The organism is Kribbella sp. NPDC004536 (assembly GCF_042873835.1).
In the GTDB taxonomy this organism is placed as follows: domain Bacteria; phylum Actinomycetota; class Actinomycetes; order Propionibacteriales; family Kribbellaceae; genus Kribbella.
Genome location: NZ_JBIALY010000001.1, coordinates 636,733 through 662,375 on the forward strand (window position 1 = coordinate 636,733; position 25,643 = coordinate 662,375).

Annotated in this window: 28 protein-coding genes and 1 tRNA gene; 15 read left to right on the plus strand and 14 right to left on the minus strand. The window is 69.0% G+C overall.

Annotation, left to right across the window (positions count from 1 at the left end; translation table 11 throughout):
• The first annotated feature begins 10 nt into the window (after window positions 1-10).
• Complete coding sequence (locus ACFYRU_RS03040; protein ID WP_387652383.1) at window positions 11-517, plus strand: GNAT family N-acetyltransferase; 507 nt, start codon at window positions 11-13, stop codon at window positions 515-517.
• A 10-nt stretch (window positions 518-527) separates the two neighbouring features.
• Window positions 528-1,550, plus strand: coding sequence for an NADPH:quinone reductase (locus ACFYRU_RS03045; RefSeq protein ID WP_387652385.1), 1,023 nt, complete (start codon window positions 528-530; stop codon window positions 1,548-1,550).
• Here the strand turns inward: ACFYRU_RS03045 and ACFYRU_RS03050 are convergent.
• The 3 genes from ACFYRU_RS03050 to ACFYRU_RS03060 all read right to left on the minus strand — a co-directional run bounded on the left by ACFYRU_RS03050 (window position 1,543) and on the right by ACFYRU_RS03060 (window position 3,138).
• Window positions 1,543-2,358 carry an AAC(3) family N-acetyltransferase gene (locus ACFYRU_RS03050; protein WP_387652387.1) on the minus strand — a complete coding sequence of 272 codons (816 nt, stop codon included), beginning with the start codon at window positions 2,356-2,358 and terminating at the stop codon, window positions 1,543-1,545. The genes ACFYRU_RS03045 and ACFYRU_RS03050 overlap by 8 nt on opposite strands.
• A gap of 57 nt (window positions 2,359-2,415) precedes the next feature.
• The gene (locus ACFYRU_RS03055) at window positions 2,416-2,811 is read right to left on the minus strand and encodes a nuclear transport factor 2 family protein (RefSeq protein WP_387652389.1); all 396 of its coding nucleotides are present in this window, start codon (window positions 2,809-2,811) and stop codon (window positions 2,416-2,418) included.
• A 66-nt stretch (window positions 2,812-2,877) separates the two neighbouring features.
• Window positions 2,878-3,138: an NUDIX domain-containing protein gene (locus ACFYRU_RS03060; RefSeq protein ID WP_387652391.1), complete on the minus strand. Its 261-nt coding sequence runs from the start codon at window positions 3,136-3,138 to the stop codon at window positions 2,878-2,880.
• Window positions 3,139-3,156: 18 nt separating this feature from the next.
• Between ACFYRU_RS03060 and ACFYRU_RS03065 the strand changes: the two genes are divergently transcribed.
• A complete protein-coding gene (locus ACFYRU_RS03065; protein ID WP_387652392.1) occupies window positions 3,157-3,906 on the plus strand; it encodes a hypothetical protein in 750 nt (249 codons plus the stop codon).
• On the opposite strand, the gene ACFYRU_RS03070 is transcribed toward ACFYRU_RS03065, so the two are convergent.
• Window positions 3,869-4,972 (minus strand): FAD-binding oxidoreductase, encoded by a 1,104-nt coding sequence (locus tag ACFYRU_RS03070; protein ID WP_387652393.1) that lies wholly within the window; start codon window positions 4,970-4,972, stop codon window positions 3,869-3,871. The genes ACFYRU_RS03065 and ACFYRU_RS03070 overlap by 38 nt on opposite strands.
• A 192-nt stretch (window positions 4,973-5,164) precedes the next feature.
• On the opposite strand from ACFYRU_RS03070, the gene ACFYRU_RS03075 reads away from it, so the two are divergent.
• Both ACFYRU_RS03075 and ACFYRU_RS03080 read left to right on the plus strand, forming a co-directional pair.
• Entirely contained in the window at window positions 5,165-6,391 is a 1,227-nt protein-coding gene (locus ACFYRU_RS03075; protein ID WP_387652395.1) for a lactate racemase domain-containing protein, read from the plus strand.
• A 149-nt stretch (window positions 6,392-6,540) separates the two neighbouring features.
• A complete protein-coding gene (locus ACFYRU_RS03080; protein ID WP_387652397.1) occupies window positions 6,541-7,992 on the plus strand; it encodes a flavin-containing monooxygenase in 1,452 nt (483 codons plus the stop codon).
• A gap of 553 nt (window positions 7,993-8,545) precedes the next feature.
• Here the strand turns inward: ACFYRU_RS03080 and ACFYRU_RS03085 are convergent.
• Window positions 8,546-9,919, minus strand: a complete 1,374-nt coding sequence (locus tag ACFYRU_RS03085; protein ID WP_387652398.1) for a cystathionine beta-synthase — start codon at window positions 9,917-9,919, stop codon at window positions 8,546-8,548.
• A 78-nt stretch (window positions 9,920-9,997) separates the two neighbouring features.
• On the opposite strand from ACFYRU_RS03085, the gene ACFYRU_RS03090 reads away from it, so the two are divergent.
• Both ACFYRU_RS03090 and ACFYRU_RS03095 read left to right on the plus strand, forming a co-directional pair.
• Entirely contained in the window at window positions 9,998-11,014 is a 1,017-nt protein-coding gene (locus tag ACFYRU_RS03090; protein WP_387652400.1) for an SGNH/GDSL hydrolase family protein, read from the plus strand.
• A 114-nt stretch (window positions 11,015-11,128) separates the two neighbouring features.
• Window positions 11,129-11,359, plus strand: a complete 231-nt coding sequence (locus ACFYRU_RS03095) for a DUF4287 domain-containing protein (RefSeq protein WP_380193634.1) — start codon at window positions 11,129-11,131, stop codon at window positions 11,357-11,359.
• Window positions 11,360-11,413: 54 nt separating this feature from the next.
• On the opposite strand, the gene ACFYRU_RS03100 is transcribed toward ACFYRU_RS03095, so the two are convergent.
• The gene (locus ACFYRU_RS03100; RefSeq protein ID WP_387652402.1) at window positions 11,414-12,373 is read right to left on the minus strand and encodes a VOC family protein; all 960 of its coding nucleotides are present in this window, start codon (window positions 12,371-12,373) and stop codon (window positions 11,414-11,416) included.
• Window positions 12,374-12,488: 115 nt separating this feature from the next.
• Between ACFYRU_RS03100 and ACFYRU_RS03105 the strand changes: the two genes are divergently transcribed.
• Together ACFYRU_RS03105 and ACFYRU_RS03110 are read left to right on the plus strand one after the other, a co-directional pair.
• Complete coding sequence (locus ACFYRU_RS03105; RefSeq protein WP_387652403.1) at window positions 12,489-13,640, plus strand: cation:proton antiporter; 1,152 nt, start codon at window positions 12,489-12,491, stop codon at window positions 13,638-13,640.
• Window positions 13,637-14,647 (plus strand): DUF2252 family protein, encoded by a 1,011-nt coding sequence (locus ACFYRU_RS03110; RefSeq protein WP_387652405.1) that lies wholly within the window; start codon window positions 13,637-13,639, stop codon window positions 14,645-14,647. The genes ACFYRU_RS03105 and ACFYRU_RS03110 overlap by 4 nt, the downstream gene beginning before the upstream one ends.
• 61 nt (window positions 14,648-14,708) lie before the next feature.
• Here ACFYRU_RS03110 and ACFYRU_RS03115 read toward each other — a convergent pair whose 3' ends face one another.
• The 3 genes from ACFYRU_RS03115 to ACFYRU_RS03125 form a co-directional block, all read right to left on the minus strand.
• The gene (locus ACFYRU_RS03115; protein WP_387652407.1) at window positions 14,709-15,542 is read right to left on the minus strand and encodes a Bax inhibitor-1/YccA family protein; all 834 of its coding nucleotides are present in this window, start codon (window positions 15,540-15,542) and stop codon (window positions 14,709-14,711) included.
• Between the two features lie 116 nt (window positions 15,543-15,658).
• Window positions 15,659-16,243: a hypothetical protein gene (locus ACFYRU_RS03120; protein ID WP_387652409.1), complete on the minus strand. Its 585-nt coding sequence runs from the start codon at window positions 16,241-16,243 to the stop codon at window positions 15,659-15,661.
• Between the two features lie 39 nt (window positions 16,244-16,282).
• A complete protein-coding gene (locus ACFYRU_RS03125; protein ID WP_387652411.1) occupies window positions 16,283-17,053 on the minus strand; it encodes a DUF4118 domain-containing protein in 771 nt (256 codons plus the stop codon).
• Between the two features lie 108 nt (window positions 17,054-17,161).
• Here ACFYRU_RS03125 and ACFYRU_RS03130 point away from each other — a divergent pair, with 108 nt between their 5' ends.
• Together ACFYRU_RS03130 and ACFYRU_RS03135 are read left to right on the plus strand one after the other, a co-directional pair.
• Complete coding sequence (locus tag ACFYRU_RS03130) at window positions 17,162-17,941, plus strand: class I SAM-dependent DNA methyltransferase (RefSeq protein ID WP_387652413.1); 780 nt, start codon at window positions 17,162-17,164, stop codon at window positions 17,939-17,941.
• Window positions 17,942-18,219: 278 nt separating this feature from the next.
• Window positions 18,220-19,527, plus strand: coding sequence for an NAD(P)/FAD-dependent oxidoreductase (locus tag ACFYRU_RS03135; RefSeq protein WP_387652415.1), 1,308 nt, complete (start codon window positions 18,220-18,222; stop codon window positions 19,525-19,527).
• A gap of 52 nt (window positions 19,528-19,579) precedes the next feature.
• On the opposite strand, the gene ACFYRU_RS03140 is transcribed toward ACFYRU_RS03135, so the two are convergent.
• Together ACFYRU_RS03140 and ACFYRU_RS03145 are read right to left on the minus strand one after the other, a co-directional pair.
• Complete coding sequence (locus tag ACFYRU_RS03140; protein WP_387652416.1) at window positions 19,580-20,239, minus strand: response regulator; 660 nt, start codon at window positions 20,237-20,239, stop codon at window positions 19,580-19,582.
• Complete coding sequence (locus tag ACFYRU_RS03145) at window positions 20,236-21,345, minus strand: sensor histidine kinase (RefSeq protein ID WP_387652418.1); 1,110 nt, start codon at window positions 21,343-21,345, stop codon at window positions 20,236-20,238. The genes ACFYRU_RS03140 and ACFYRU_RS03145 overlap by 4 nt, the downstream gene beginning before the upstream one ends.
• Before the next feature lie 104 nt (window positions 21,346-21,449).
• Between ACFYRU_RS03145 and ACFYRU_RS03150 the strand changes: the two genes are divergently transcribed.
• The 4 genes from ACFYRU_RS03150 (at window position 21,450) to ACFYRU_RS03165 (ending at window position 23,280) form a co-directional block, all read left to right on the plus strand.
• Entirely contained in the window at window positions 21,450-21,956 is a 507-nt protein-coding gene (locus tag ACFYRU_RS03150) for a glycine cleavage system protein R (protein ID WP_387652420.1), read from the plus strand.
• On the plus strand, window positions 21,953-22,495 hold the full coding sequence (gene def, locus ACFYRU_RS03155) for a peptide deformylase (protein ID WP_387652422.1): 543 nt from the start codon (window positions 21,953-21,955) through the stop codon (window positions 22,493-22,495). Before ACFYRU_RS03150 ends, def begins: the two co-directional genes overlap by 4 nt.
• A gap of 18 nt (window positions 22,496-22,513) precedes the next feature.
• A tRNA-Leu gene (locus tag ACFYRU_RS03160) sits at window positions 22,514-22,596 on the plus strand.
• A 129-nt stretch (window positions 22,597-22,725) separates the two neighbouring features.
• On the plus strand, window positions 22,726-23,280 hold the full coding sequence (locus ACFYRU_RS03165) for a dihydrofolate reductase family protein (RefSeq protein ID WP_387657995.1): 555 nt from the start codon (window positions 22,726-22,728) through the stop codon (window positions 23,278-23,280).
• Window positions 23,281-23,286: 6 nt separating this feature from the next.
• On the opposite strand, the gene ACFYRU_RS03170 is transcribed toward ACFYRU_RS03165, so the two are convergent.
• From ACFYRU_RS03170 to ACFYRU_RS03180, 3 genes are read right to left on the minus strand one after another with little or no spacing between them, the layout of a single operon-like run.
• On the minus strand, window positions 23,287-23,943 hold the full coding sequence (locus ACFYRU_RS03170) for a DnaJ domain-containing protein (protein ID WP_387652423.1): 657 nt from the start codon (window positions 23,941-23,943) through the stop codon (window positions 23,287-23,289).
• Window positions 23,940-24,686, minus strand: a complete 747-nt coding sequence (locus tag ACFYRU_RS03175; RefSeq protein WP_387652424.1) for a hypothetical protein — start codon at window positions 24,684-24,686, stop codon at window positions 23,940-23,942. The genes ACFYRU_RS03170 and ACFYRU_RS03175 overlap by 4 nt, the downstream gene beginning before the upstream one ends.
• 50 nt (window positions 24,687-24,736) lie before the next feature.
• Complete coding sequence (locus tag ACFYRU_RS03180) at window positions 24,737-25,582, minus strand: uracil-DNA glycosylase (protein WP_387652426.1); 846 nt, start codon at window positions 25,580-25,582, stop codon at window positions 24,737-24,739.
• Between the last annotated feature and the right edge of the window lie 61 nt (window positions 25,583-25,643).

Here is a 25,643-nt window from a genome sequence, read left to right on the forward strand (position 1 = left end):
GCTGGCGGGCATGATCGACGGGTTGGAGATCCGGCCGTTGCGTGACGACGATCCGCCGGTGATCGCGGCGGCGTTCGAGGAGCTCGGGTGGCCGAAGCCCGAGAGCCAGTACCGGCGCTATCTGGGCGAGCAGGACGCCGGGACGCGGGACGTGCTGGTCGCGACGGTCGACGGGGCCTACGCCGGATACGTCACGGTGCGGTGGGAATCGCCGTACGAACCGTTCTCCGGCATTCCGGAGATCCAGGACTTCAACGTACTGCCGAAGCTCCGGCGGCGCGGCATCGGGTCGGCGTTGATGGACGCGGCCGAGGCCCTGGTCGCGGAACGGTCCGCCGTGGTGGGGATCGGCGTCGGGCTGTACCCGGACTACGGGCAGGCACAGCGGATGTACGTCCGCCGCGGTTACCTCCCCGACGGGCGCGGGCTGATCTACGACGGCCGGCAGGTGGCGCCGATGGAGATGATCAGGAACGACGATTCCGCCACGCTGATGTTCACCAAGACCTTGAGGTAGCGTCGAGGGCGTGCGTGCCATCGAGTATTCCGTGACCGGTGAGCCCGATGTCCTGACCCTCGTGGACAGGCCGATGCCCGAGCCGGGGCCTGGCGAGGTGCGGGTTCGGATCCGCCGGTCGGGCGTCAACCCGACTGATTGGAAGTCGCGCCGGGGCAGCGCGCCCGGTACGCCGGTGCAGCCCGCGCAGGTGCCGAACCAGGACGGCTCGGGTGATGTCGACGCGGTCGGCGAAGGGGTCGACGCGGCGCTGGCCGGGCAGCGCGTGTGGATCTGGGAGGCGGCATACCAGCGGCCTGCGGGCGGTACGGCGCAGGAATACGCGGTCGTACCGGTGCGGCATGTGGTGCCGCTGCCGGACTCCGCGTCGTACGACCTGGGGGCTTCGCTCGGCGTACCGTTCCTGACCGCCCATCGGTGCCTGACCGTGACCGAGGACGGGCCGGTCCACCTCGGCCCGGGCAAGCTCGCCGGGCGGACCGTACTCGTGGCCGGCGGCGCGGGCGCGGTCGGCAACGCCGCGATCCAGCTGGCACGGTGGTCCGACGCCACGGTGATCACGACGGTGAGCAGCCCAGAGAAGGCCAACCTCGCTGCGCTGGCCGGCGCGGATCACGTCATCAACTACCGCCAGCAGGATGTTGTGGCTGAAGTACGTGCGATCGCTCCGCACGGCGTGGACACCATCGTCGAGGTGTCGCCCGCGGCGAACGCAGCCATCGACGCCGCGGTGATCGCGACGCACGGCTCGGTCGCGGTGTACGCAACCGACGGCGGCGAAACGATGGAGCTCCCGGTCCGGGCTTCGATGGTGCCGAACGCGCGGTGGCAGTTCGTCCTCCTCTACACAGCCCCCGATTCCTGGCGGCCCCGGGCCCTCGGCGACGTCTCGGCGGCCGTCGCGGCCGGCGCCGTCCGGGTCGGTCCCGAGGCCGGAATCCCCTTGCACCACTACCCTCTCGACCAGGCATCCGCCGCCCACAACGCGGTAGAGCAGTCGGTGACCGGCAAGGTCCTGATCGACGTCAACTGAGCAAGCGCTGCTCGAGGGCCGCGGCGCAGCGGCAGCTGGGGTCGTCGGTACAGAGCAGTGCCGCGGGGTCGGCTTCGATCAGCTGGCAGGTGGTCGAGAGAACAGCTTGTTTCGGGATTCGGCGTACCCGGGCCTGACCGATCTGGACTTCCTTGGTGTACGGGCGGAGCGCCGGCTCGATGTCGTCGAAGAGGTGGCTGTCGCCGGGGATGTTCAGGTACTCGACCCAGAGTCCGTCGGCCGACTTCGCGTAGCGGTAGAAGCGGGAGCGGCCGAGGTGTTGTTCGGCCAGGTGGATCGTGGTGTTCGAGGTGTGCGACACGCCGATCAGCAGGACGTCGCCGTCGAGGGCCTCGATCGGGCCGAGAGGCCAGTCGGGGCGTTGGGCCCCGAGGATCCGTTCGGCGGCCGGGCCGGCCGCCTGGTAGGAGAACAGCGGGTGGCCGGTTCGGGCCGGCGAGCAGGTCCGGCGGAAGGTTTCCGGAATCGTACCGAGCCATTTGTCGACCGGGAGGTCCGGCCGAAAACTGGTTGCCTGCGACAACTTCTCGTCGAACTCCGGCCAGGTTTCCGCGTTCCAGAAGGCGTTCCGCGGCCGGACCAGCCCGGGCGGCGCGGGAGTTCCGGTGAGGTCCCAGCTGCCGGCCGGCATCAGTACGGTGCCGCACACCTCGGTCAGCGCCGCGCACACCGCCTCCGCACCGCCGTCGACGTACCCGAACGAGCTCAGCGACGAGTGCACGATCACCTCGGACGTCCGATCGAGCCCCAGTTGCCGCAATCCGTCGGCGATGTCGTTCCTGGTCACGTTGCGCATCCCCGCAATATCCCATCGTGGCGCCGGATCCGCCTCGGGTTTTCGGGGCTAGCTCAGTGCGTCGCCGTGACGGTGGAAGACCTTCCAGACACCGTTCTCCTTGCGGTACAGCTGGGTGACCCGGAGCGTGTACGTGCGGGATTCACCTTTCCAGCTGGCTGTGGTGTGCTCGTAGCCGATCGTGTAGGCGAGGTCGCCGATCGCGTCCGCCGAGACGAGTTCGACGTCGGACGACGTACCGTCCGAGAAGTCGTCGGCGAGTAGGCCGAAGAGGGCATCGGCATCGGCCGACGTCGTGGCGGTCTTCCAGGCCCCGAACACGGTCACGGGGTCCTTCGTCGACCACAGTGCGCGGCGTGGTTCGGCATCGCCGTTGTGGAGCGCGACCTCCGCGGGCCGCCACTCGCCGTCGAACCACTGCAGGAACTCTGTTCGCTCGCTCATACCCCGATGACACCCCTGAACCGCGGGCGCCACCAGGGACCACATTCCCGCCCACCCGGGAAACCGTCAGCAGGCCTGAAACACCCCCGTCGCCCGGTCGTCCGGGTCGAGCTGTAGGCCGGTTTCCTCGGTGAACTCGCGGGCCGCGGTGGTACGGAAGCCGTCGCCGGGTTCTGCGCCGCCGGCGGGCAGTTCCCAGAGACCGGTGTCGCGGCTCCGCTGGAAGAGGATCCGGTCGTCCGCGTCCACCGCCAGCACCTGCGCGCCTGGCATCAGCAAGAGGCGAGAGCCGACGTCGCGGCGGAGCTGGGCGAGGTAGGAGTCCACGGATGAGAGGGTAGAGGCGTGGACTGGGTACGACGGCGTGCGGGATCTCTGCTGGGGCTGGGGCTGATCGGTGGGCTGGTGTGGACGGCGGTCGTCACGTTGTCCCAGCCGAGCGGGTTCGACCCGGGCGAGTCCTGTGCGCGCAAGCTCGGCGTGGTCGACGGGGTGCCGCGGACCAGTTGGTTCCCGCCGTCGGCGAGCTGCGTGTCCGGCGGCGAGGTCCACCAGTACATGTCGACCACCAAGTCGGTGATCCTCACCGTGATCGGCGTACTGCTGCTGATCAGCCTCGTGATCGGACTGGTTCTGACCGTACGGCGGCTCACCGGCGAGCCCGGGCCGACCCGGACCGCCGAGAACGTCGACCTCAAACGCCGCCGGCGCTCACACCTGCTGTTCGGGGCGCTCGATGTCGCCGTTGCCTGCGCGGTGATCGCGTTCCTGAACGCGGCCGCCATCGTTTTCGGCGGGTTGCCGGGCGGTTTCCTGATCATCGTCGCCGTGCTGGCCGGGCTGAGCGCGTTCGGCACGATCCTCGACCGGCACATGGGCCCGTTGCCGAGTACGGCGCTGGAGTCGCGCCGGCGCGGGACGGTCGCGGGCGTTGCGACGTACGGCGTGGTGTTCGCGGCGACCGCGGTGTCCGGGCAACTGCCGTTCTTCCGGCTCTGGGCGATTCCGCTCGGCGGGATCACGTACGCCGTGATCGCTGCCGTGCAATGGTCGCGGGCTACGAGCACCGCCACGCAGGTTCAACATTCCGGCTGACCCGGAACACGTTCTCCGGATCGTACTGACACTTCACCCGGGCCAACCGGTCGTAGTTCGCCGCGCCGTACTCCTCCACCAACCGTTCCTGCCCAGCCGGTACGCACGTGTCCTCCAGGTACGCCCCGGAGGCCTCGACCACCCACGTCGCCTCCCGGTAGACCACCGGCCGATCCCCAGCACGACCACGCGGCCACAACGCCAGCCTCGCTCCCGCATCCATCCCGGCGGCCGCGTCGCACAACGCCAGCACCTCGGCATCCGGAAACGCCGGGAAGTACCGCTCCGAACACGCTTTCCAGCCGCCCAGACCGAGGGTCGGCTGGAGGCTGGCGTACGGAGTCTCGCGCAGGACGGTGACTTCCGGGGAAAGGGCAAGCAGCGGGCCGATCGCGGTACGAGCTTCGTCGCAGTCCCCGACGTACACGACGATCGCCATCACCAGACCCGTGACGAGCAGCACCCCACCACCCAGGGCGGGCGGCGCGCCGGCATCGATGAGATCGCGGTAGGTGCGGATCACCGTCGGCGCCGCCGTGGCCGGCCAGGTCAGCACGGCCACGGTTGTGATCGGTACCTGGGTCAGCCGGAAGGTCAGCGCCGACGCCACCCCGAAGTTCGCCCCGCCGCCGTGCAGAGCCCAGAACAGTTCGGTGTTCCGGGTCTCGTCCGCGATCACCAACTCGCCGGAGGCGGTGACCAGTTCGACCGAGATCAGCGCCTCCGCGGCGAGGCCGAGTTTCCGTTCCAGCCAACCCGAGCTCCCGGCGAGCGCGGTGTCCGCGACAGCACCCGACGAGTCCCGCCCGCCCGGTGTGAGCATGCAGAACGGCTGGGCCGCGCGGTCCAGGTCCCGCCAGGTCGCGCCGCCACCGACGCGGACGATCCGCGCGTCCAGGTCGAGCTGGACGCTGTTCATCCGCCGCAGATCCAGGCGCAGCGAGTCGCCCAGTTCGTGCTCCACGGCGTACCCGACCGCGGCCTGTACGTCGGCAACCGTCTCGCACTGCGCGACCAGCGACGGCGCAGTCCCGAGCAACACACCCCCGAACCCCCGTGGACGCATCACGACATCCCCCTCACTCCCCCAGTGATGCCCCGATCGTCAGTCCTGTAAGGGGTTTGGTCAACAGCTACGTCACAACCGGGAACCGCCGGTTGCATCCAGCGTCTGACCGGTCACCCAGCGCGCGCCGTCGGAGGCGACGAACGCCACCACCACTGCCCTCGGAGTCTGGAGGTAGGTAGGGTCGGGGATGTGACCAATGCGGCGGTGATCGGTGGAGCGGGTCAGGTACTGACCGACGACGAGGTGACGGCGTTCGTCGGGGACGCCTTGGCCGGTGCGGGTCTGGAGGGACGCAGCGTCTGCGTGATCGTCCCGGACGCCACCCGCAGCTGCCCGCTGCCGCTGCTCCTGAAGGCGGTCACACAGGCCCTCAAGGGTAGTCAGGTCACCATCTTGGTTGCCCTCGGCACCCATGCGGCGATGCCGCCGGAGCAGCTCCGCGAGCACCTCGGCGGCGACTACCCGAACGTACTCAACCACGAGTGGTGGAAGCCGGACACCTTCGCCGACCTGGGCACGATCAGCCCGGATCGCGTCGGCGAGATCTCGGACGAGATGCTCCGCGACGCGGTACCGGTCCGGCTGAACCGGGCAGTCGTCGAGCACGACGTGGCGCTGGTCGTCGGGCCGGTGTTCCCGCACGAGGTGGTCGGGTTCTCCGGCGGTAACAAGTACTTCTTCCCCGGTGTCGCCGGCCAGGAGGTGATCGACTTCTCGCACTGGCTCGGCGCGCTGATCACCAGCGCGAACATCATCGGTACGCCCGGCATCACGCCGGTCCGGGCGCTGATCGACGAGGCCGCCGCGCTGATCCCGGCCGAGAAGCTCGCGCTGTCCGTGGTCGCCCAGTCCGGTACCGGCAAGCTGCACGCGGTCGCGTTCGGCGACACCACCGAGTCGTGGCGCGCCGCCGCTGAGATCTCCGCGCTGACCCACGTCCGCTACCTCGACCACCCCGTAAAGCGGGTGGTGTCGGTGATGCCGCCGAAGTACGCGGACATCTGGACCGCGGCGAAGGGGTTCTACAAGCTCGAGCCGGTGGTCGCCGACGGCGGCGAGGTGATCCTTTACGCGCCGCACGTCACCGAGCTCGCCGCGATGCACCCCGAGATCGCGGAGATCGGGTACCACTGCCGCGACTACTTCGTCGGCCAGTGGGAGAAGTTCCGCGACCTGCACTGGGGCGTCCTCGCGCACTCGACCCACCTGCGCGGCGCCGGCACCTGGGACCCGGTCAGCGGCGAACACCTCCGCGTCCAGGTCACGCTCGCGACCGGCATCCCGGAGGACGTCGTCCTGGGGGCCAACCTCGGCTACCTCGACCCCGCCACCGTCGACCTCGACGCGTACGAGGCCGACCCGGACACGTTCGTCGTCCCGAACGCGGGCGAGACGCTGTACCGGCTCAAGGCGTAGGCGGACGCCAGACACTCACCAACCGCTCCGATCCGGCCCGGCGGGGCCTCGTTGCGCTCAGCCCGGCCCGCGTTGAGCGGGTTGGTGAGTGGTGCAGGTCCGCCGGACCTCTTCCGTCGCGGGATAACCCGCCGGTAACCTCGGCTGCTATGGCTGAGGTCGTGATCATCGGGTCCGGATTCGCCGGGTTGTGTATGGGCATCAAGCTCAAGCAGGCCGGCTGCGAGGACTTCGTCATCCTGGAGAAGGCCGACGACCTCGGCGGCACGTGGCGGGACAACACGTACCCGGGTTGCGCCTGCGACATCCCGTCGTACCTCTACTCGTTCTCGTTCGAGCAGAACCCGCGCTGGACCCGGATGTTCGCGCCCTGGGACGAGATCCTCGAGTACCTGCGGTACTGCGCGGACAGGTACGGCATCGCGGACAAGATCCGGTACGGCGCCGAGGTGACCGAGGCCGTCTTCGACGAGGCTAGCGGGCGCTGGACCGTCACGGTCAACGGCGACGAGACGATCGAGACACAGGCACTCGTTGCCGGCGTCGGCAGCCTGCACCGGCCGAAGCTCCCGGACCTCCCGGGCCTGGACTCGTTCGCCGGTACGACGTTCCACTCCGCGCAGTGGGACCACAGCCAGGACCTGCGCGGGCGGAACGTCGCAGTCATCGGTACGGGCGCGTCGGCGATCCAGTTCGTACCGCAGATCGCTCCGCAGGTCGCGCAACTGGACGTGTACCAGCGCACGCCACCGTGGGTCACGCCGAAACCGGACCGCGCGATCGGCCGCTGGGAACGGAAAGTGCACGAACGTTTCCCGGCCGGGCAACGCACGATCCGGAACGCGATCTACTGGGGACTCGAGGGCCGCGGCGCTGGCTTCGCCGGGAACCCGAAGCTGATGAAAGGCCTTGAAATACAGGCGAAACGGCACCTGCACAAGCAGGTCACCGACCCCGAACTGCGCGCGAAGCTGACCCCGGACTACCAGATCGGCTGCAAGCGGATCCTGATCTCGAACGACTACTACCCGGCGCTCGCCCGGCCGAACGTCAGCCTGGTCACCACCCCGATCGCGCGGGTCACGCCGACCGGCGTGGTCACCACCGACGGCACCGAGCGGGCCTGCGACACGATCGTGCTCGGCACCGGCTTCGACGTGTCCGCGAACCTGACCCGGATGCCGATCCTCGGCAAGGACGGCGTCGACCTCGCGGACCACTGGAAACGCAACGGCATCGGCGCCCACCTCGGCATCACCGTCGCCGGCTACCCGAACCTCTTCCTGCTGGTCGGCCCGAACACGCTCCTCGGCCATTCGTCGATGGTGTTCATGATCGAGGCCCAGGTCCGCTACGTCATGCAGGCCCTACACCTCCTCCGCCGCCGCAACGCGACGTACCTCGAAGTCCGCGAAGACGTCCAGGACCACTTCGTCGCCGACGTCCAAACCGACCTCGACACCACCGTCTGGCACTCAGGCTGCACCAGCTGGTACCTGGACCCCTCCGGCCGCAACTCCACCATCTGGCCCGAATGGACCTTCACCTACTGGCACCGCACCAGAAAACTCAACCCCACAGACTTCGCCATCGTCCACTAGTCGACATCGGCGAATGGACACCGCTTCGCGGCGGCAGTTCTTTCGCCGCCTCCGGCGGGGCGCGGACTGCCCAGCCCGGCATCAAGCCGACGGCGAAGCAACCCGTCCCTCGCGAGGCGTCACGGAACAGTTGTCCGTGGCCGACGCATCCGTCCGCGGGCGGTAGCACGCCGCCGAAGGCGGCCAACAAGACAACCGCCGCGCAGCGGCGTCCATTTCACGCGGGAACAACCGCGGGCGTCGTATACGTGCTGCCGGCAGCGGCACCTCACCGAAGGCGCCCGACAGACAGCCGCCCGAGCAGCGGTGTCCTTTGAGGCGGGCGTCCATTAGGTGATTACCCGGACTCCTGTGGTAGGAGGCTGGGGGTGGTGGGGTACGACCTTGGGATGAGGGGAAGACCGGTCCGGCGGCCGATGTCTGAACGCCTCTGTTGAAGGACTCTTGAGGCATGGACATTCTTCAGATCGTGGGGGCGGCGGTTGTGGTGATCGGCATCGTGATCACCGCGCTGATCGCCATCATCCCGTCAGTCGTAGACCGCTAAATACCTTCAGTCGGCGGACAGATGGACCAGTAGGTCCTGCCGGGTCAGTACGCCCACCGGCTTGCCGTCGTCCAGGACCATCAGGGCGTCGCGACCCTCGAGCAGCTCGACCGCCTTGGTGACCGGTTCGCCGGCGCCCAGGGACGGCAGTGCCGGGTCCATATGCTGCTCGACGATGTCGGCGAGCCGCGCCTTGCCGGAGTACAGCGCGTCCATCAGCGTCCGCTCCGACACCGCGCCGGCCACCTCGGCCGCCATCACCGGCGGCTCGGCCCGGACGACCGGCATCTGCGAGACGCCGTACTCCCGGAGGATGGCGATCGCCTCGGCGACCGTCTCGTGCGGGTGCGTGTGCACCAGCGGCGGCAGGCTGCCGTCCTTGCCGGCCAGTACGTCACCGAGCGTAGTGCCCTGCTTCGAGTGCGCGAGGAAGCCGTACTGGGCGAGCCAGTCGTCGTTGAACACCTTCGTCAGGTAGCCGCGGCCGCCGTCCGGCAGCAGTACGACGATCACCGCGTCCGGGTCGTCCACCTCGTGCGCGAGCCGGATCGCCGCCGCGGCCGCCATCCCGGCCGAGCCGCCGACCAGCATCGCCTCTTCGCGGGCGAGCCGGCGGGTGAGCGCGAACGAGTCCGCGTCCGACACCTCGATCACCCGGTCGCAGATCTCCCGGTCGTACGTCTCCGGCCAGAAGTCCTCGCCGACGCCCTCGACCAGGTACGGCCGGCCGGTGCCGCCGGAGTACACCGAGCCCTCCGGGTCGGCCCCGATGATCTGCACGCGGCCGCCGGAGACCTCCTTGAGGTAGCGACCGGTGCCGCTGATCGTGCCGCCGGTACCGACCCCCGCGACGAAGTGCGTGATCCTGCCGTCGGTCTGCTCCCACAGCTCCGGACCGGTGGTCTCGTAGTGCGAGCGCGGGTTGTTCTGGTTCGCGTACTGGTTCGGCTTCCAGGCGCCCTCGATCTCGCGGACCAGGCGGTCGGAGACGTTGTAGTACGAGTCCGGGTGCTCCGGCGCGACCGCGGTCGGGCAGACCACGACCTCGGCGCCGTACGCCTTGAGCACGTTGCGCTTGTCCTCGCTGACCTTGTCCGGGCAGACGAAGACGCACTTGTAGCCCTTCTGCTGGGCGACCATCGCGAGCCCGACACCGGTGTTGCCGGAGGTCGGCTCGACGATCGTGCCACCGGGCTTCAGCTCGCCGGAGGCCTCCGCGGCCTCGATCATCCGGACCGCGATCCGGTCCTTCACCGAGCCGCCGGGGTTGAAGTACTCGACCTTCGCGAGGACGAGCGGCGAGGCACCGTCGGTTGTCTTGGTCAGCCTCACCAGCGGGGTGTTGCCGACGAGGTCCAGGAGAGATTCTGCGTAGCGCACGATCCTTACTGTAGTGATGTGCGTGTCTATCCCCTATTTTCACTTGCGTCGACGTAACTGCGTGTAATCCTTGTACTTATGAGTAGAGCCAGGGCAGCCAAGAAGCTGGCCCAGGCCGCAGCCTTCGGGGGCGGGGGACTCGGACTCATCGGTGCCACGTTGTACGGCGTACTGACCGCTGAGGCCGAGTACGCGAAGCGCGTGATCGGACCGACGAGGTACTACCCCACTCCGGGCAACGGTCTGTACGGCCGGTATCCAGGACATCCGATCACGTTCGCCATGCTCGGCGACTCGAGCGCCGCGGGGTACGGCACCGATTCGCCGGACGAGACTCCCGGGGTGCTGCTCGCCTCGGGGCTGGCCGAGCTGGCCGAACGGCCGGTGCGGCTGGTCGACGTCTCGAAGACCGGGGCGAAGTCGACCGACCTCGCCGGCCAGGTGGACGCCGCGCTGCAGGCCGGTCCGCACGTGGCGGTCATCCTGATCGGCGTCAACGACGTGAAGGCGAAGATGCCGCCGTCGACGTCGGTCCGGTTGCTGTCCACCGCGGTCCGCCGGCTGCGCGCCGCGAACTGTGAGGTGGTGGTCGGTACCTGTCCGGACCTGGGCGTGGTCCGGACGATCATGCCGCCGCTGCGGTGGGTCGCCCGGTCCTGGAGCCATCGGCTGGCCGCCGCTCAGACCATCGCAGTCGTCGAAGCAGGCGGCCGCTCCGTGTCTCTGGGCTCGTTGCTCGGCGAGGTGTTCCGGACCAACCCGTCGATGTGGGGCCGGGACAACTTCCACCCGTCCGCCACCGGGTACGCCGCCGCTTCGGCCGCGCTGCTGCCGTCGGTGGCGGCCGCGATGGGGATCGGCTCGGAGTCGTTCGTGCATCCGGAACCGTTCCGGGGCGAGGCGATCCTCCCGATCGCCCAGGCCGCCGTACAGGCTGCCCGTCGCCCGGGCACGGAGGTCGCCGCCACCGAGGTCGCCGGTCGCGAACGCGGCCCCCGCGGCCGCTGGGCCGCCCTCCGGCACCGCCGCCGCCACCCCAAGGCCGAGGTCGAACGCGTCCTGGAAAATTCGGAAAGCGTTCCGGTCGGTCAATAGTTGTTGGGTTGTGCGTCCGCTGAGCGGGGACTTTCATGTCGGGAGTCTTGCCTCCGGGCGGCCAGGTGGTGCACAGTCGATAACTACGCGGTACCCCGATGACGGGAGGCGAAGATGGGCTTGAACCACTCCGAGGAGACGCATCAGCGTTTGGTGGAGGCCGTGCCCAGATGCACCGGACGCGCTATGACCGAGTGGTTCCAGCTGATGAACGACGGACCGTCGTTCCTGCGCTTCGACGACAGAGTTCGATGGCTCTCCAGCGAGTACGCACTCGCACATGGGCACGCAACCGCCATCGTCCACGAGTTCGACCTGGTCAAGGCGCACCGGCGAATGGGCTGAGCCGCAAAGGAGACAACTCGAAGACCTGCCCTTTCAGGTGGAGGGGCAGGTCTTTCACGTTCTGACCAGCACTTCGTTTCCTTCCGGATCGCTGATCAGGCCGACGTTCTCTCCCGTCAGTTCGAAGTGGATCCGGTTGCGCTGCGGGCGCGGTTGTTTCAACTGCTGGAAAAACAGCACCGGATTCAGGCCACGCGGGTCGTAGATGTCGGTGAGCTGCGGCCGTGGGTCCGGCTCGTAGCCGAGCAGACCGATCCAGAACGCCCGGACGGCCGGTACGTCGAGCGCATCGATGCCGAACTGTACGAACCGCAACGGCGCCGGGTCCGCTCGTAACCCGAGACCCTTGGCCGCACCCTCAATCTGCTGAGCGAGGGCAACGAACGCCGGATCCGCGCCGTCATCGCCTTCCCACGCGTCCTTGGCGCCGGCGATCGTCACACCCGCTGCACGTACGTCGAACTGCAGCGGAATGCCCGCGCGGTCGGCCAGCTCGGCGGCGGCGATCACGAACTGCGCCGGCGCGTCCGGGTAGCACACCATCGCGCTGAACAACGCGTACCAGTCGCGGGTCCCGGGCAGCCGCTCCCCCGGCACCAGGTCGACCTCGTTCCCCTCGCTGTCCGCCAGCATCACCCCGAACGGCCCCGACGGCTCGCGTCCCGCCCGCGCCGCGATCACCTGCTCCTCCGGACGGACCACGTCGACGTGGATCCGATTCCGCAACGGCCGGGGCTCGTCCAGCTGTCGTACCGAGAAGACCGGGTGGCGGCCCTCGCCGAGTACCCGTTCCCAGAACGCGCGTACGGCGACCGGGTCTGCCGCTTCGATCACCACGTCGAGCGTCTGGAGCGTGCCCGCGGTCAGCCCGAGTTCCCGCGCCGCCGCTGCCACCTCAGGATCGTCGGCCCATACCCGCACACCGCTGGCCCGTACGTCGACGTCGCCGGTGACTGCAGCCGCCAGGGCGGCGCCGGCCGCGTGCGAGGGAGCTTCGTACCAAGCAGTCGTCATGCGAACCACCGTAGAACCGGAACCGGACGACCCGCGTCCGGAACCCACAGGTCGCGCCGCCGGAATTCCTCAGCGCGGCGGATGCACAATGGCGATCTCGGGAAAGGAGCTGCGGGTGAGTTTCACCATGCTGGCGGTAGTTGTCGCGGTCGGTCTGGCCGGTCCCGTGCTGGCGTGGCGGCGTGGGTGGCACATTCCGGTCGTGCTCGGGGAGCTGGTTGCCGGGGTGATTCTCGGGAAGACCGGGATCGGGTACCTGACCGCCTCGGACGCCCGGTTCACGTTTCTGGCCGACATCGGGTTCGGGCTGGTGATGTTCGTTGCCGGCACCCACGTTCCGGTGCGGGACGAGAGCCTGCGGCGGGCGATCCGGCCCGGGCTGATGCGCGCGGTGATCACGGGCGTGGTCGCGACCGCTCTCGCGTACGCCCTCAACGCCGTCTTCGGCACCGGCCACGTCGCCCTGTACGCCGTACTGATGGCCTCCTCGTCCGCCGCTTTGATCCTGCCGATCGTCGACTCGCTCGGCCTCGGCGGGCGTCCCGTGGTCGAGCTGCTGCCGCAGGTGGCGATCGCCGACGCCGCCTGCATCGTCGCGCTGCCGCTCGCGATCGACCCGCCGCACGCCGGCCGCGCCGCGCTCGGTGCGCTCGCGGTCGTCGCCGCGGGGGTGGTCGTGTTCTTCGGGCTGAACAAGGCGGAGAAGTCCGGCGTACGGCATCGCCTGCACGACGTCTCGGAGGAACGCCGGTTCGCGGCCGAGCTGCGGATCAGCCTGATGGTGCTGTTCGCGCTGGCCGGCCTGGCGACGGCGACACACGTGTCGATCATGCTCGCCGGGTTCGTCCTCGGCCTCGCGTTGCCGGCGGTCGGTGAGCCGCGGCGGTTGGCGCGGCAGCTGTTCGCGCTCACCGAAGGCTTCCTCGGGCCGGTGTTCTTCGTCTGGCTCGGTGCGTCCCTCGACCTGCGCGAACTCGGCACGAAACCCGAGTTCATCGGCCTCGGCGCCGCGCTCGGCCTCGGCGCGGTCGTCGCCCACCTGTCCGGAAAGCTGACCCGGCAGCCGCTCAGCATCGGCGCGCTGGCATCGGCCCAGCTCGGCGTACCGGTCGCCGCGGCCACGGTCGGTACGTCGCTGCACGTCCTCCAGCCAGGTGAACCGTCGGCGTTGATCCTCGGCGCGCTCGTCACGATCGCGGTCAGTGCGGTCGCGGGCGGACTGGCCGTACGGCGTGGGCTCGTGGCGGCGAAGGTCGCGGCGAAATGAGCACCGCGGCGTACGAGAAGTGGCTGGCGGCCCGGATTCCCGTCGTACCTGAGGATCTCGCGGTCAAGCACAAGGAGCTGGCGGCGGATCCGCTGCGGTTCCTGCGCGGGACGTACTACCTGTGGCTCGAGCGGGTCGCCGTACTCGCTCCGTCCGTGCTGGACGGCCCGCAGGTACCCACGGTCGGCGATCTCCACGTGCAGAACTTCGGGACGTGGCTCGACCACCGCGGCGTACGGCGGTGGGGCGTGAACGACTTCGACGAGCTGGCGTGGGGGCCGCCCGGGATCGACCTGCTCCGGCTGGCGGTTTCGGCGGTACTGACGCCGGAGGTGACGATCAGCCCGAAGCGGATCTGCCGCGTACTGCTCGACGAATGGCTGACGGCAAAGCCCGGCCCGGCCGTGGACCTGGCCGATGCGGGCGCAAAGCATCTGCGGGCGCTGGTCCCGAAGCCGATGCGTGCCGAGCGGTACTACGGCAAGCTCAAGGACGGTCCCGCAGCGGATCCGTCCGTCCTGCCGGCCGCCGTACGGAAGGCCGTGACCGTCCCGGATCCGTCATGGCACCGGCGGCTCGCCGGGACCGGGTCTCTCGGGCATCCGCGGCTGGTCGCGGTCGGCGCGGACATCGCCCGCGAGGTGAAGGTCGTGGGGCCGCCGACCTGCGAGTACGTCGACGTCGGGCTGCAGCCGGACGACCTGCTGTACGGGCGGATCCTGAGTACGGTCCGCGGGCCGGATCCGATGCGCCGGATCGACGGGTGGCAACTGCGCGCGCTGTCGCCGGACGTCGAGCGGATCACGATCGAGTCGCTGCGGCCGCGGGCCGTCGAGCTCGTACTGACGTCGATGGCGCGGGCGGCTGCCGACGTCCACGGGGCGCTTCCGCATCATCTGAAGGACGCGCGGCGGTACGTCGGGGCGCTGCCGTCGGGGTGGCTGCTCGAGGCGACGGAGCGGCTGGCGGCGGACACGAAGGCGCAGTACGAGCAGTACGCGGGGTGAAACGCCGGAAGGGCCGGCCCACCTGGACCGGCCCTTCCGTCGCTCTACTTGGTGCTTGTGGTCAGTCGCCGCCGCGGAGGATGGCGAGGATGCGCAGGATGTTCCAGTACAGCCAGACCAGCGTGACGGTCAGCGCGAACGCCGCGCGCCAGGCCTCGTTCTGCGGGGCGCCCTGGCGGATGCCCTGCTCGACCAGGTCGAAGTCGAGGATCAGGTTGAACACCGCGAGGCCCGCGCCGATCGCGGCGAACAGCAGACCCATCGGGCCGAAGCCGTTGATACCGGTGCTGACACCGAACAGGCTGAGCAGCAGGTTGATCAGCAGCACGCCGGCGAAGCCCATCGTGCCGATGACGACCATCCGGGTGAACTTCGGCGTCACCTTGATCGCGAAGTACTTGTAGGTGGCCAGGGTCAGGCCGGCCGTCACCATCGTGGCCAGCACCGCCTGCACGATGATGCCCGGGTCACCGACCCAGTGCGCGATGAACTTGCTGCCGATTCCGAGGAACACGCCCTCGGCCACGGCGTACAGCATCAAGAGCGCCGGGTTCACCTTGCGGGAGAACGACAGCACCATGGCGATCGCGAACGCGACCAGCGCGCCGGCGAGGAACGCAGGCGTGACCAGCGTCGCCGGGACCATCCACCACGCGACCGCGGCAGCAGCCACGACCACGGCAAGGGTGATCGCGGTCTTCACGATCACGTCGTCCAACGTCATGGGCCGGCTCGCGGCGGGAGCGCCTTGGTACTGCTGCGGGGGCATCCCCGACCCGCCGTACCCGTACCCGTTGGGAGCCTGCTGACCGTACGGAGCGGCCCCCGGATAGGCCTGCCCGTGGCCAGGCGCAAACGCATCCGACCGGTTCAGCACCGGGTTACTGCTCTGCATCATTCCTCCTGATGACCCACATCCGGGGCCGTATCGAGATACTACGACCCCATCCTGAACACAATCTGAGAATCCGACCGATATTTCCCAACCGAAACCCCAGCAAATACAGGAAATCAATCGGCCGCTGATGAAATTCCCGGAGCCGCGGCCTGCAGCCACCGCAGCCGCTCGGAGGCCAGCGGCCCCGCACCGGACCACAGCCAGCGGGCCAGCGTCCCCGGTTTCATCGGAAAGCTGAGATGCCGGATCCCCTCGGCCATCGCGGCGGCACCGAGAACCGGCAGCATCAGCAGATCCAGCCGCCGCATGAGCCACCGCGAGTAGACCGCCGACGCCGCGACGTGCAGCAGGATCCCGCCGCACACCGCGACCGGCCAAGCGACGTAGATCGGCCACACCGACAGCCCGGCAAGCATCAGCGCCGCTCCGACCACGAAGGTGGCACGCCTGAACCATCGGTGATGGCGAGGCACGCCCAGCCGGTAGGCCAACAGCGCCTGAGCAATCACGACGTCCAACGCCTCGACACACCACTTCTCCGCATCGGAACGTAGCTTCAGGTCTGGGCCGACCATTCCGTCGCTCACCTGGGCCGGTACTGTCCGCGGAGAGAGGTCGACCCGAGTGATCGCGGGCATCGGGCAGCCAACCGCCGCCGCGAGTTCGCCGACGCGCAGGAACAGTTGTTGGTCGTTCACATGCGGATCATCGGGTACGGCAGCCGGCGTGTTACGTCTTCAGACGTGGGGGTCGACGGCTTGTTTGGTGGTTAGGGCGGCGCCTACCTGGTCGGCGAGGGCTACGGCTACCAGGCGTTGTTCGAGGTCGGGGCGGGCGATGCGGGTGGCGGCGGTGAGGAGGAAGCGGCCGCGGGTCTCGCCGGCGTGCTGGACGGTCAGCTGGATCTCGGCGTTCGTCGGCAGGCCGTCGCGGTCCACCTTCAGCACATGAGATCCGCGGGTCACCGATCCGTCGGGGTTCAGCCGCGGCCCGCCGCCCTGGTTGCTGCCGGCAACGAACTTCACGCCGTCGATGCCCAGTACCGCGGTCAGCTCGGCGCGGACCTGTTCGATCAGGTCGTCGGTCGACCCGCCGGCGGCGACCGCCTGCGAGGTGGTGATCACGCCGTCCAGGTACCCGCGGCGCCGCGACGCCCTGGCTTGTTGCCGATGGCCCCAGATCGCCAGCTCGGTGACGACGCCACCGATCACCAGCAGCAGGATCGTCTGCTCGATGTCGTCGCTGCTGTCGATCGTGAAGGTGTTGTACGGCACGGTCAGGAAGAAGTCGAACCACACCGCGCTGCCGAGTGCCGCGAGTACACCGGGCAGCCGGATGCCGAAGGTGGCGACCGCGACCACCACAACCACCAGCAGCAGCGCGGCGTTCGCGTTGTCGAAGCTCCCCCGGAACGGCGCCAGCACCGCACAAACCGCCGGCGGAACAAGCAGCGCAGCAGCCAGCACCCAGTTGCGGTAGTTCTTCTCCACCCCTCTATTGACCCCCATCACCCCACACCGGATCAACAGTTCTCACAGGAGTCTGTTACCTCCACCTGAGCACCCTCTCAGATAACCGGTGGCTGCCCACGGGACCGCATGCGTAGGTTGCGGAACATGAATCAGGACAACGGAGTGGAGCAGAACCGCTTGTGGAACGCGGAAGTTGCGGCTCGGTACGACACTCCGGGGGTCGGGATGTTCGCGGCTGATGTCATCGGGTCGACCGTTGGCAAGCTGGCCGAGCTTGCCGCGGGTGGTCGGGCGTTGGAGTTCGCGATCGGTACGGGGCGGGTCGCCGTACCACTTGCTGAGCGCGGTATCCCGGTGAGTGGGATCGAGTTGTCGACGGCCATGCTCGCCCAGCTCCGTACGAAGAGCGACTCGATCCCCGTCGTCGTGGGTGACATGGCGACGGCGCGAGCGCCAGGCGAGTTCACGCTCGTGTACCTGGTCTACAACACGATCGCGAACCTGCTCACCCAGGAGGAGCAGGTCGCCTGCTTCCGGAACGCCGCCCGCCACCTCTCCCCCGGCGGCCGTTTCGTGATCGAACTCTGGGTCCCCGAACTCCGCCGACTCCCGCCCGGAATCCCGGCCACGGTAGGCATTGCCGATCCCGGGTACATCCTGCTCGACACGTACGACGTACTGAACCAGCACGTCGTCTCGCACCACTTCCACTTCGGCGAAGGCACCGAGGCGCACCTAGGCCGTACCCCGCACCGCTACATCTGGCCCGCCGAACTCGACCTGATGGCCCAACTCGCCGGCTTCACCAAAGAATCCCGCCACGCCGACTGGTCCGGCACCCCGTTCACCGCCGACTCCCCCTCCCACGTCACCGTCTACCGCCTGAGGGACCCTCTCGACAGGACGTATCACCAGACCGGGTAGTGCACCTGAGCGCTGCCACCCCCGCGTGTACACCGTCTCGCCGGTGCACTACCTGTCCAAATGGCACACACTTCCGGCCGACGGGGTAAGCGAACGGTTCGCGTGGTGGGGTGGTGGGCACCGGGCCTGGGGCCGCACCATGAGGGGATGAGAGGTCCCTCGAGTGGGGGATGTTCGGTGGGTGAGATCACTCGCGAGAGGGTTTGTGAAATCTTTCACGAGCGTTTAGCGTTGAAGTGAACATGAAGTCGGAGATCCACTCAGGGAGAGTGAACCCCATGACAGCCCAGGTGCCGCACATCCTCGTCGTCGGAGGCGGTTACGTCGGGATGTACACCGCGTACGGCCTGCGCCGCGCCGCCCGTCAGGGCCGGATCCGCGTCACGGTGGTCGACCCGCGGTCGGTGATGACCTACCAGCCGTTCCTGCCCGAGGCCGCGGCCGGATCGGTGGAGCCGCGGCACGTCGTGGTGCCGCTGCGCAAGACCCTCAAGGGCTGCCGCGTGGTGACCGGCCGGGTGACCGGCATCGACCACGCGCACAAGGTCGCCCGGGTCATGCCCGAAGAGGGCCCGGAGTACGAACTCGCGTACGACCAGATCGTCGTCGCGCTCGGCTCGATCGCCCGGACGCTGCCGATCCCCGGCCTGGCCGAGGAAGCGACCGGGTTCAAGAACGTCGAAGAGGCCATTGCCCTGCGCAACAAGGTGCTGGACCGGCTGGACGTCGCGTCGTCGCAGCCCGATCCGGCGCTGCGCAAGTCCGCGCTGACGTTCGTCTTCGTCGGCGGCGGGTACGCCGGCGTCGAGGCGTTCGCCGAGCTCGAGGACATGGCCCGCTACGCCACTCGCTACTACGACAACATCCAGCCCGAGGACATGCACTGGGTGCTGGTCGAGGCCACCAACCGGATCCTCCCGGAGGTCGGCGAGGACCTCGGCAAGTACACCGTGGACCAGCTCCGCAAGCGGAACATGGACATCCGGTTGGAGACCCGGCTGGAGTCCTGCGAGAAGGGCCACGTGATCCTCAGCGACGGCGACGAGTTCGACGCCGACACGATCGTCTGGACGGCCGGCGTGAAGGCCAACCCGGCGCTCGCCGCGACGGACTTCCCGCTGGACGAAAGGGGCCGGGTCAAGGCGCTGGCGAACCTGCGGATCGAGGGCGTCGACGACGCCTGGACCGCCGGTGACAACGCCGCCGTACCGGACCTCACCAGCGACACCGGTGCGTACTGCGCCCCGAACGCGCAGCACGCGGTCCGGCAGGCGAACCGCCTCGCCGCGAACATCCTCCGGGTCGTCGACGGCCAGCCGCCGCAGGACTACAAGCACAAGTACGTCGGCTCGGTCGCGAGCCTCGGCCTGCACAAGGGCGTCGCCCAGCTGTACGGCGTCAAGGTGAAGGGCTGGCTGGCCTGGTTCCTGCACCGGACGTACCACGTGTCCCGCGTGCCTACCCTGAACCGGAAGGCGCGGGTGATCCTGGACTGGACGCTGGCGCTGTTCTTCCGGCGCGAGGTGACCAGCCTGGGCAGCCTGCAGACCCCGAACGAGGAATTCCGCCGGGCGACGCAGTCCTGAGCAACACCCTCTGATCGGCCGGGGCCTCCAACTCGCCGGAGGCCCCGGCCTTCTACTCGTGCAGCAGGTCCGCGTCGTGCACGAGCAGCGCGATCTGCACGCGGTTGTTCAGGTCGAGTTTGGTGAGGATGCGCGACACGTGCGTCTTCACGGTCGGCACGCTGAGGTAGAGCGTCGCGCTGATCTCGGCGTTCGACTTGCCCTCGCCGACCGCGACGGCGATCTCGCGTTCGCGCTCGTTCAGCTGCCCGAGCCGGGCGACGGCCTTGGACTTGCGGCTGTCCTGGCCGGTGTCCGCGACCCGCGTGATCAGCCGTTTCGTGACGGCCGGCGACAGCACCGGCTGGCCGGCCGCGATCCGTCGTACCGACTCGACGATCTCCGCGGGCGGCGTGTCCTTCAGGATGAACCCGGCCGCGCCGGCGCGGAGCGCCCGGAGTACGTGCTCGTCGGCGTCGAACGTGGTGAGGATGACGACCTCGGGTGCGCCCGGCCGACGGCGTACGGCCTCGGTCGCGGTCAGGCCGTCGGTACCGGGCATCCGGATGTCCATCAGGATCACGTCCGGCGCGAGCCGCTCGATCAGCCTGTGGATACCGGAGCCGTCGCCCGCCTCCCCGACCACCCGGAGGTCCTCGGCGCCGCCCAGCATCAGCTTGAGCCCGGCCCGCAGCAATGGATCGTCGTCGACGATCAAAACCCGAATGGTCATGCGGGCCACGGTAACCAGGCGTAGAGGCGGAACTCGCCTTCGGGGGTGCGGCCGTGTTCGAGCCGGCCGTCGACGAGCGCGGCCCGTTCGCTCAGGCCCTTCAGTCCCTGGCCGTCCCCGCGCCGCCGGTTCGGTGCCGGGTTCCGCAACTCCACGGACAATCCGTTGCCCGGGGCACCTACCACGCTGACCGTCACGGGTTCGCCCGGTGCGTGCTTCACCGCGTTCGTCAGTCCTTCCTGGACGATCCGGTACGCCGTCCGGCCGACGTGCTCGGGCATCGGGCCGGCCGCCTCGAGGGTCAGCTCGACCGGGATCCCCGCCTCGCGCGAACCCTCCACCAGCCCGGGCAGGTCCGCGAACGCCGGCTGCGGCAGCTCGCCGACCGGCGCCCGCAGTACGCCGATCACCTCGCGGAGGTCCTGCAACGCCTGATGGGCCGAGGCACGGATGATCTCGGCGGCGCCGGCCACCTCCTCGGTGGACGCGTCCGGCCGGTACGCCAACGCGCCCGCATGCACGCTCAGCAGCGACAGCCGATGCCCGAGTACGTCGTGCATCTCCCGCGCGATCTCCTCCCGGGCCCGGAGCTGCGCCTGCTCGGCCTGCAGCGTCGCCACGGTCTCGGCGCGATCAGCCCGGTCGCGCAAGGTCTGCAGAAGCTGCCGGCGCGAGCGGATGTACTGCCCCCAGCCTGCGAGAGCGACGTACAGGATGACCGCGATGACGAGCAGTGTCTTCCAGTCTTGGATATGGCGGACCCTGGCGTAGGTGACGGTGGCGAGGAGGTTCGCCGCGAAGACCCAGATCGACGTCCGCCACGGCTTGTGGACGGCGACGGTCATGACCAGTACCAGCGTCGGCCCGGCGGCGGCGTCGGAGTACGTCGACACCGCGGCCGCGAGCAGCGCGAGCTGGACCGGCCAGCGGCGGCGGAACCACAGCGTCAGGCAGAGCGCCATCCCGGACCAGAAGTCGACCGCGAGCAGCATCCGCGGCACCGGGTCGGACTCGCCGTCGCTGTAGGTGAGCAGCGCGATCAGGATCGCGAGCACGAACGCGACGCTGTCCACGATCCAGTCGCGGGCGCTGCGTTTCGGGCTCATGGGACGAATGTAGCGGTGGGTAAGCGTTGGCTTGCGGTTTGCCGGTTGTCCGGATACCGAAGTCGGGTGCTGAGGTACTTAGGTAGCCCGGTAGGTTGCCGGGCATGAGTCAGCTCGCAGTCACCGTCATCGGCCCGGACCGCCCGGGCATCATCGCGGACGTCACCGAGGCCCTCGCCGGTACCGGGGTCAACCTCGAGGACTCCACGATGACGCTGCTGCGCGGCCACTTCGCGATGATGATCGTCTGCGCCGGGCCGTTCGACCAGGTCAAGGCGGCGCTCGAGCCGTTGCGCGGCGAGCTGGTGATCACGGTCCGGAAGATGGGTCCCGAGCACGAGCACGCGCCGATCGGGGCGCCGTACATGCTCAGCGTGCACGGCGCGGACCGGCCCGGCATCGTCGCCGCGGTGACCCGGATGATCGCGTCCGCGGGCGGCACTGTGACGGACATGTCGACCCGGCTGAGCGGCGGGCTGTACGTACTCACCGCCGAGGTCGAGCTGCCGCCGTCGGCCGAGCTGGAGATGCTGAACCGGGCACTGGAGATCACCGCCGAGGAGCTCGGCGTCGGCGTGACGCTGCGACCGGCGGAGAGCGACGACCTGTGATCACCGACTGGTCCCCCGCCCGGCTGGAGGTTCACGGTTCGGTGCTGGACGTCGTCCGCGCACCCCACCCCGTGCTCGCAACCGAGAGCGCGCCGGTCGACCCGCTCGACCCGGAAATGATCCAGCTCGCCGCCGACCTGGTCGCAACCATGCGCGTCTCCCCCGGCTGCGTCGGCCTCGCCGCGCCGCAGGTCGGTGTCGCGGCCCAGATGTTCTCGCTCGACGTGAGCGGTCACCCGAAAACGCGTACCTGCCACGGTGTCTTCGTACTCTGCAACGCGGTCGTCGTCGAAGCGTCCCGCAACGAGAAGGCCCGCGAGGGCTGCATGTCCGTCCCGGACTTCACCGGCGACGTGAAACGCGCGACCCGGCTGACGGTTGCGGGTGTCCTTCCCGGTACGACGGAACTGGTCACGATCACCACCGACGCCTTCGAGGCCCGCGCCCTGCAGCACGAGATCGACCACTGCAACGGCAAACTCTTCCTCGACCGGGTCGCCGGCGCCCACGCCGTGTACCCGCGGAAGACGTACCAGTAACGTACGCTCGTCCCCGGAGCCCGGGTGGCGGAACGGCAGACGCAGCGAGCTTAAACCTCGCGGCCCTAACAGGCATACGGGTTCGAATCCCGTCCCGGGCACAAGAACAGCCCGCTCAGCACCTCGGCGCGGGTTTGGGCTACTTATGCGGACTAGTCCATCTTGTTAGGCTGCGTTCCGTCGGTCGTGCTCACCGGAGGAGGCCTGGGATGGGGCTTGTGTTTGCCGATATGTCTGTGTCGGTTGATGGTTATGTGACGGGTCCCAACGACAGTCGTGAGAATCCTTTCGGGGACGGGGCTCAGGACCTGCACGCTTGGCTTCGGGCGAGTGCGAGTGATGAGGACCGGGCGCTCCTGAAGGAGACCGTCGACAGGGTGGGCGTCATCGTCATGGGTCGCCGTTCGTTCGAGAAGAACGAGGGTGACGGTGGCTGGGGAGACGCGGGTCCGATGGGTGACATCCCGTGCGTCGTGGTCACTCATCACGCACCGACCCGGGCGTACCCACCGGTGTTCACGTTCGCCCTCGACGGTGTGGAGAGCGCGATTCAGCAGGCCCAACAACTCGCGGGCGACAAGGACGTCCACCTCTTCGGCGCAACCGTCATGCAGCAGGCCCTGCCCCTCGGCCTGGTCGACGAACTCCACCTCCACGTGATGCCAGTCCTAGTCGGCGGAGGCACGCCACTGTTCGGCGCACTGGACTCGGCAATCACGCTCGAACGCATCAACGAAGTAGCCACCCCGGCGGCAACGCACCTGACGTTCCGCGTTCTCCGGTGACGGCGGCTACCGGCGGAAGAGGCCTAGGAAGTAGGCCATTGCGAGGGCGTCCAGGAGTAGGGCCAGCCAGGCGAGGGTTTTGCCTCGTTCGCCGGTTCGGCGGATGGTTTTCAGGGCCTGGATGCCGAGGATGATCGAGAGGGGCATGCAGAGCAGGGCTGTCGGGAGGGCTGCGATTGCCTTTGCGTTGACGCCGCGTTTCAGATTCTGCTCGGTGTACGGGCCGCGGTAGGGCGGGGCGACGTACGGGTCGGGGATGTCCTGATACCTGGGCTGCTCGTACGAGGGCTGATACGGCGGGGCTATGAACGGGTCCGCGTACGGCTGGCGAGGGGGTGGGGCGTACGTCGGCGTGGGGCCGGCAGTCCATTCGAACGGGTCGGCGGGCGGTTCGTCCGGAGGCGGGTCGGCGGTGGGAGGGGCCGGGGGTGGGCCGTCGAGGAGTTGGGCGTAGCCGGTGCGGCGCGCGGGGTCGGAGAGGATCTCGTACGCGCGGTTGAGTTTGGCCTGGTGGGACGCGTCGCCGCCGACGTCGGTGTGGTGGCTGCGGGACAGGCGGCGGTAGCTGCGGCGGATCTCGTCGGCGTCGGCGTCGCGGCGTACGCCGAGCAGCGTCCAGGGATCGGCACCCTCCAGGTCCCGGAAGTCCCGGCTCGAACTCATCGAGCGACGTCCGCCTGGTAACAGACCAGGTGCCAGGCGGCGTACTGCGGGTCAGTGCCGGCCGGCAGCGTCCGATGCCCGGAAGCGAACGTGACGGTGCGGTCGCCGGCGAGATACAACCACATGTCGAGGTCTTCCTCGTTGCCGTAGTAGTACGACCGGTAGTGCTTGATCGGCTGGGACCCGAGGAACGGCGTCTGCAGCCGCTGCTGCGCCTCCAGCGGAAGGTTGCCGAGGACACCGCGCATGTCCGACGTCAGCTCGAGCTGCGGCGCCGCGGGCGGCTGCTCGCCTTTCCCGCGTGACACCAGCGACCGCAGGCCGACCCGTGGCCGGGTGGGCAGCTGCTGTACGACGGCGTGTTTGAGGCTCGACGGTACGAACGGGTCGACGTGTACGGTCTGCGTTTTCTGACCGTGCTGGTTGACCTTCGGCGTGGTCACGGCGAGCCCGTTCGGCCCGAGTACGACGGCGTACGGGCGGTCGCGTTCGCGCTCGTGCAGATCGGCCCACCACTCGACGGCAGGCCCTACCTTGCGCTCGACGTACGTCTTGACGTCGTTCGACAGCTCGCCCCACCAGTGGAACCGGTCCGGGCTGGGCACGAACCCGAGCGACCTCGCCTCGTGCGCGCCGGGCAGGCTCGGCCCACCGCCGCCCTGCGAGCGCTCGACGCCACCTCCTGCGGGCCGCTGCGCGGCCGGGAAGCCCCGAGACTGCTCGGGCAGATTCTCACGACTCATGGGCGCCCCGTCTGCATAGTGGAAACCCTCCAACACCTCAGGGGGCACGGTCAACTTCGCTTCGGCGTACCTGTGGACAACTCCTTCGCACGGGTCAGGACCGCGTCCGTCATTGCCTCGGTGAGCTTGCCGGTGAAGGTGTTCTGCTGACTCGGATGGAAGCAGCCGAGGACCGTGACGTCGCCGTACGGCGTGCTGATCCGGTGCTCGACGCCGTGGCCGAACTTCGGTCGCGGTCGCGGTACGTCGGCTCCGAGCGCGACCAGTCCGGCGAGCAGAGCGTCGTACCCGAACTTGCCGAGGCAGACGACCGCGCGCGTACTGGGCAGGACCAGCTCGAGTTCGCTGCGATACCAGGGCGCGCAGGTGTCGCGCTCCTCCGGCGTGGGTTTGTTGGCCGGTGGTGCGCAGCGGACCGCGGCGATCATCCGGGTGCGGATCAGCTGCAGGCCGTCGCCGGCGTGTTCGCTCGTGGCCTGGTTCGCCAATCCGGTCCGGTGCAGCGCGGCGAACAGCCAGTCGCCGGAGCGGTCACCGGTGAAGACGCGACCGGTCCGGTTCCCGCCGTTCGCCGCCGGGGCGAGGCCGACGATCAGGATCTCCGGCTCGGCCACGCCCCAGCCCGCGATCGGCCGGCCCCAGTACGGCTGGTCCGCGAACGACTTGCGCTTGCCGACGGCAACATCTTCGCGCCACTCCACCAGCCGCGGGCAGGCCCGGCAGACCGACACCCTGGCGTCCAGCTCGGCCAGCTCGTCCGTCGCGGCGAGGTCGACGACCTCGCCGCGGCTGTGCGCCACCGGCGTGCCCGGCGCCGCCGGGTCCTCCGGCCACCCGGTGCCGGGTGGCACCGGACTCTCGAACAACTGCCCCGTCAACGGATGCGGAAGCTTCACCGGACCAGCGTAGAGACATCGGTGGGAAACTTTTGGCCGTATGCCGACCAAAAGTTTCCCC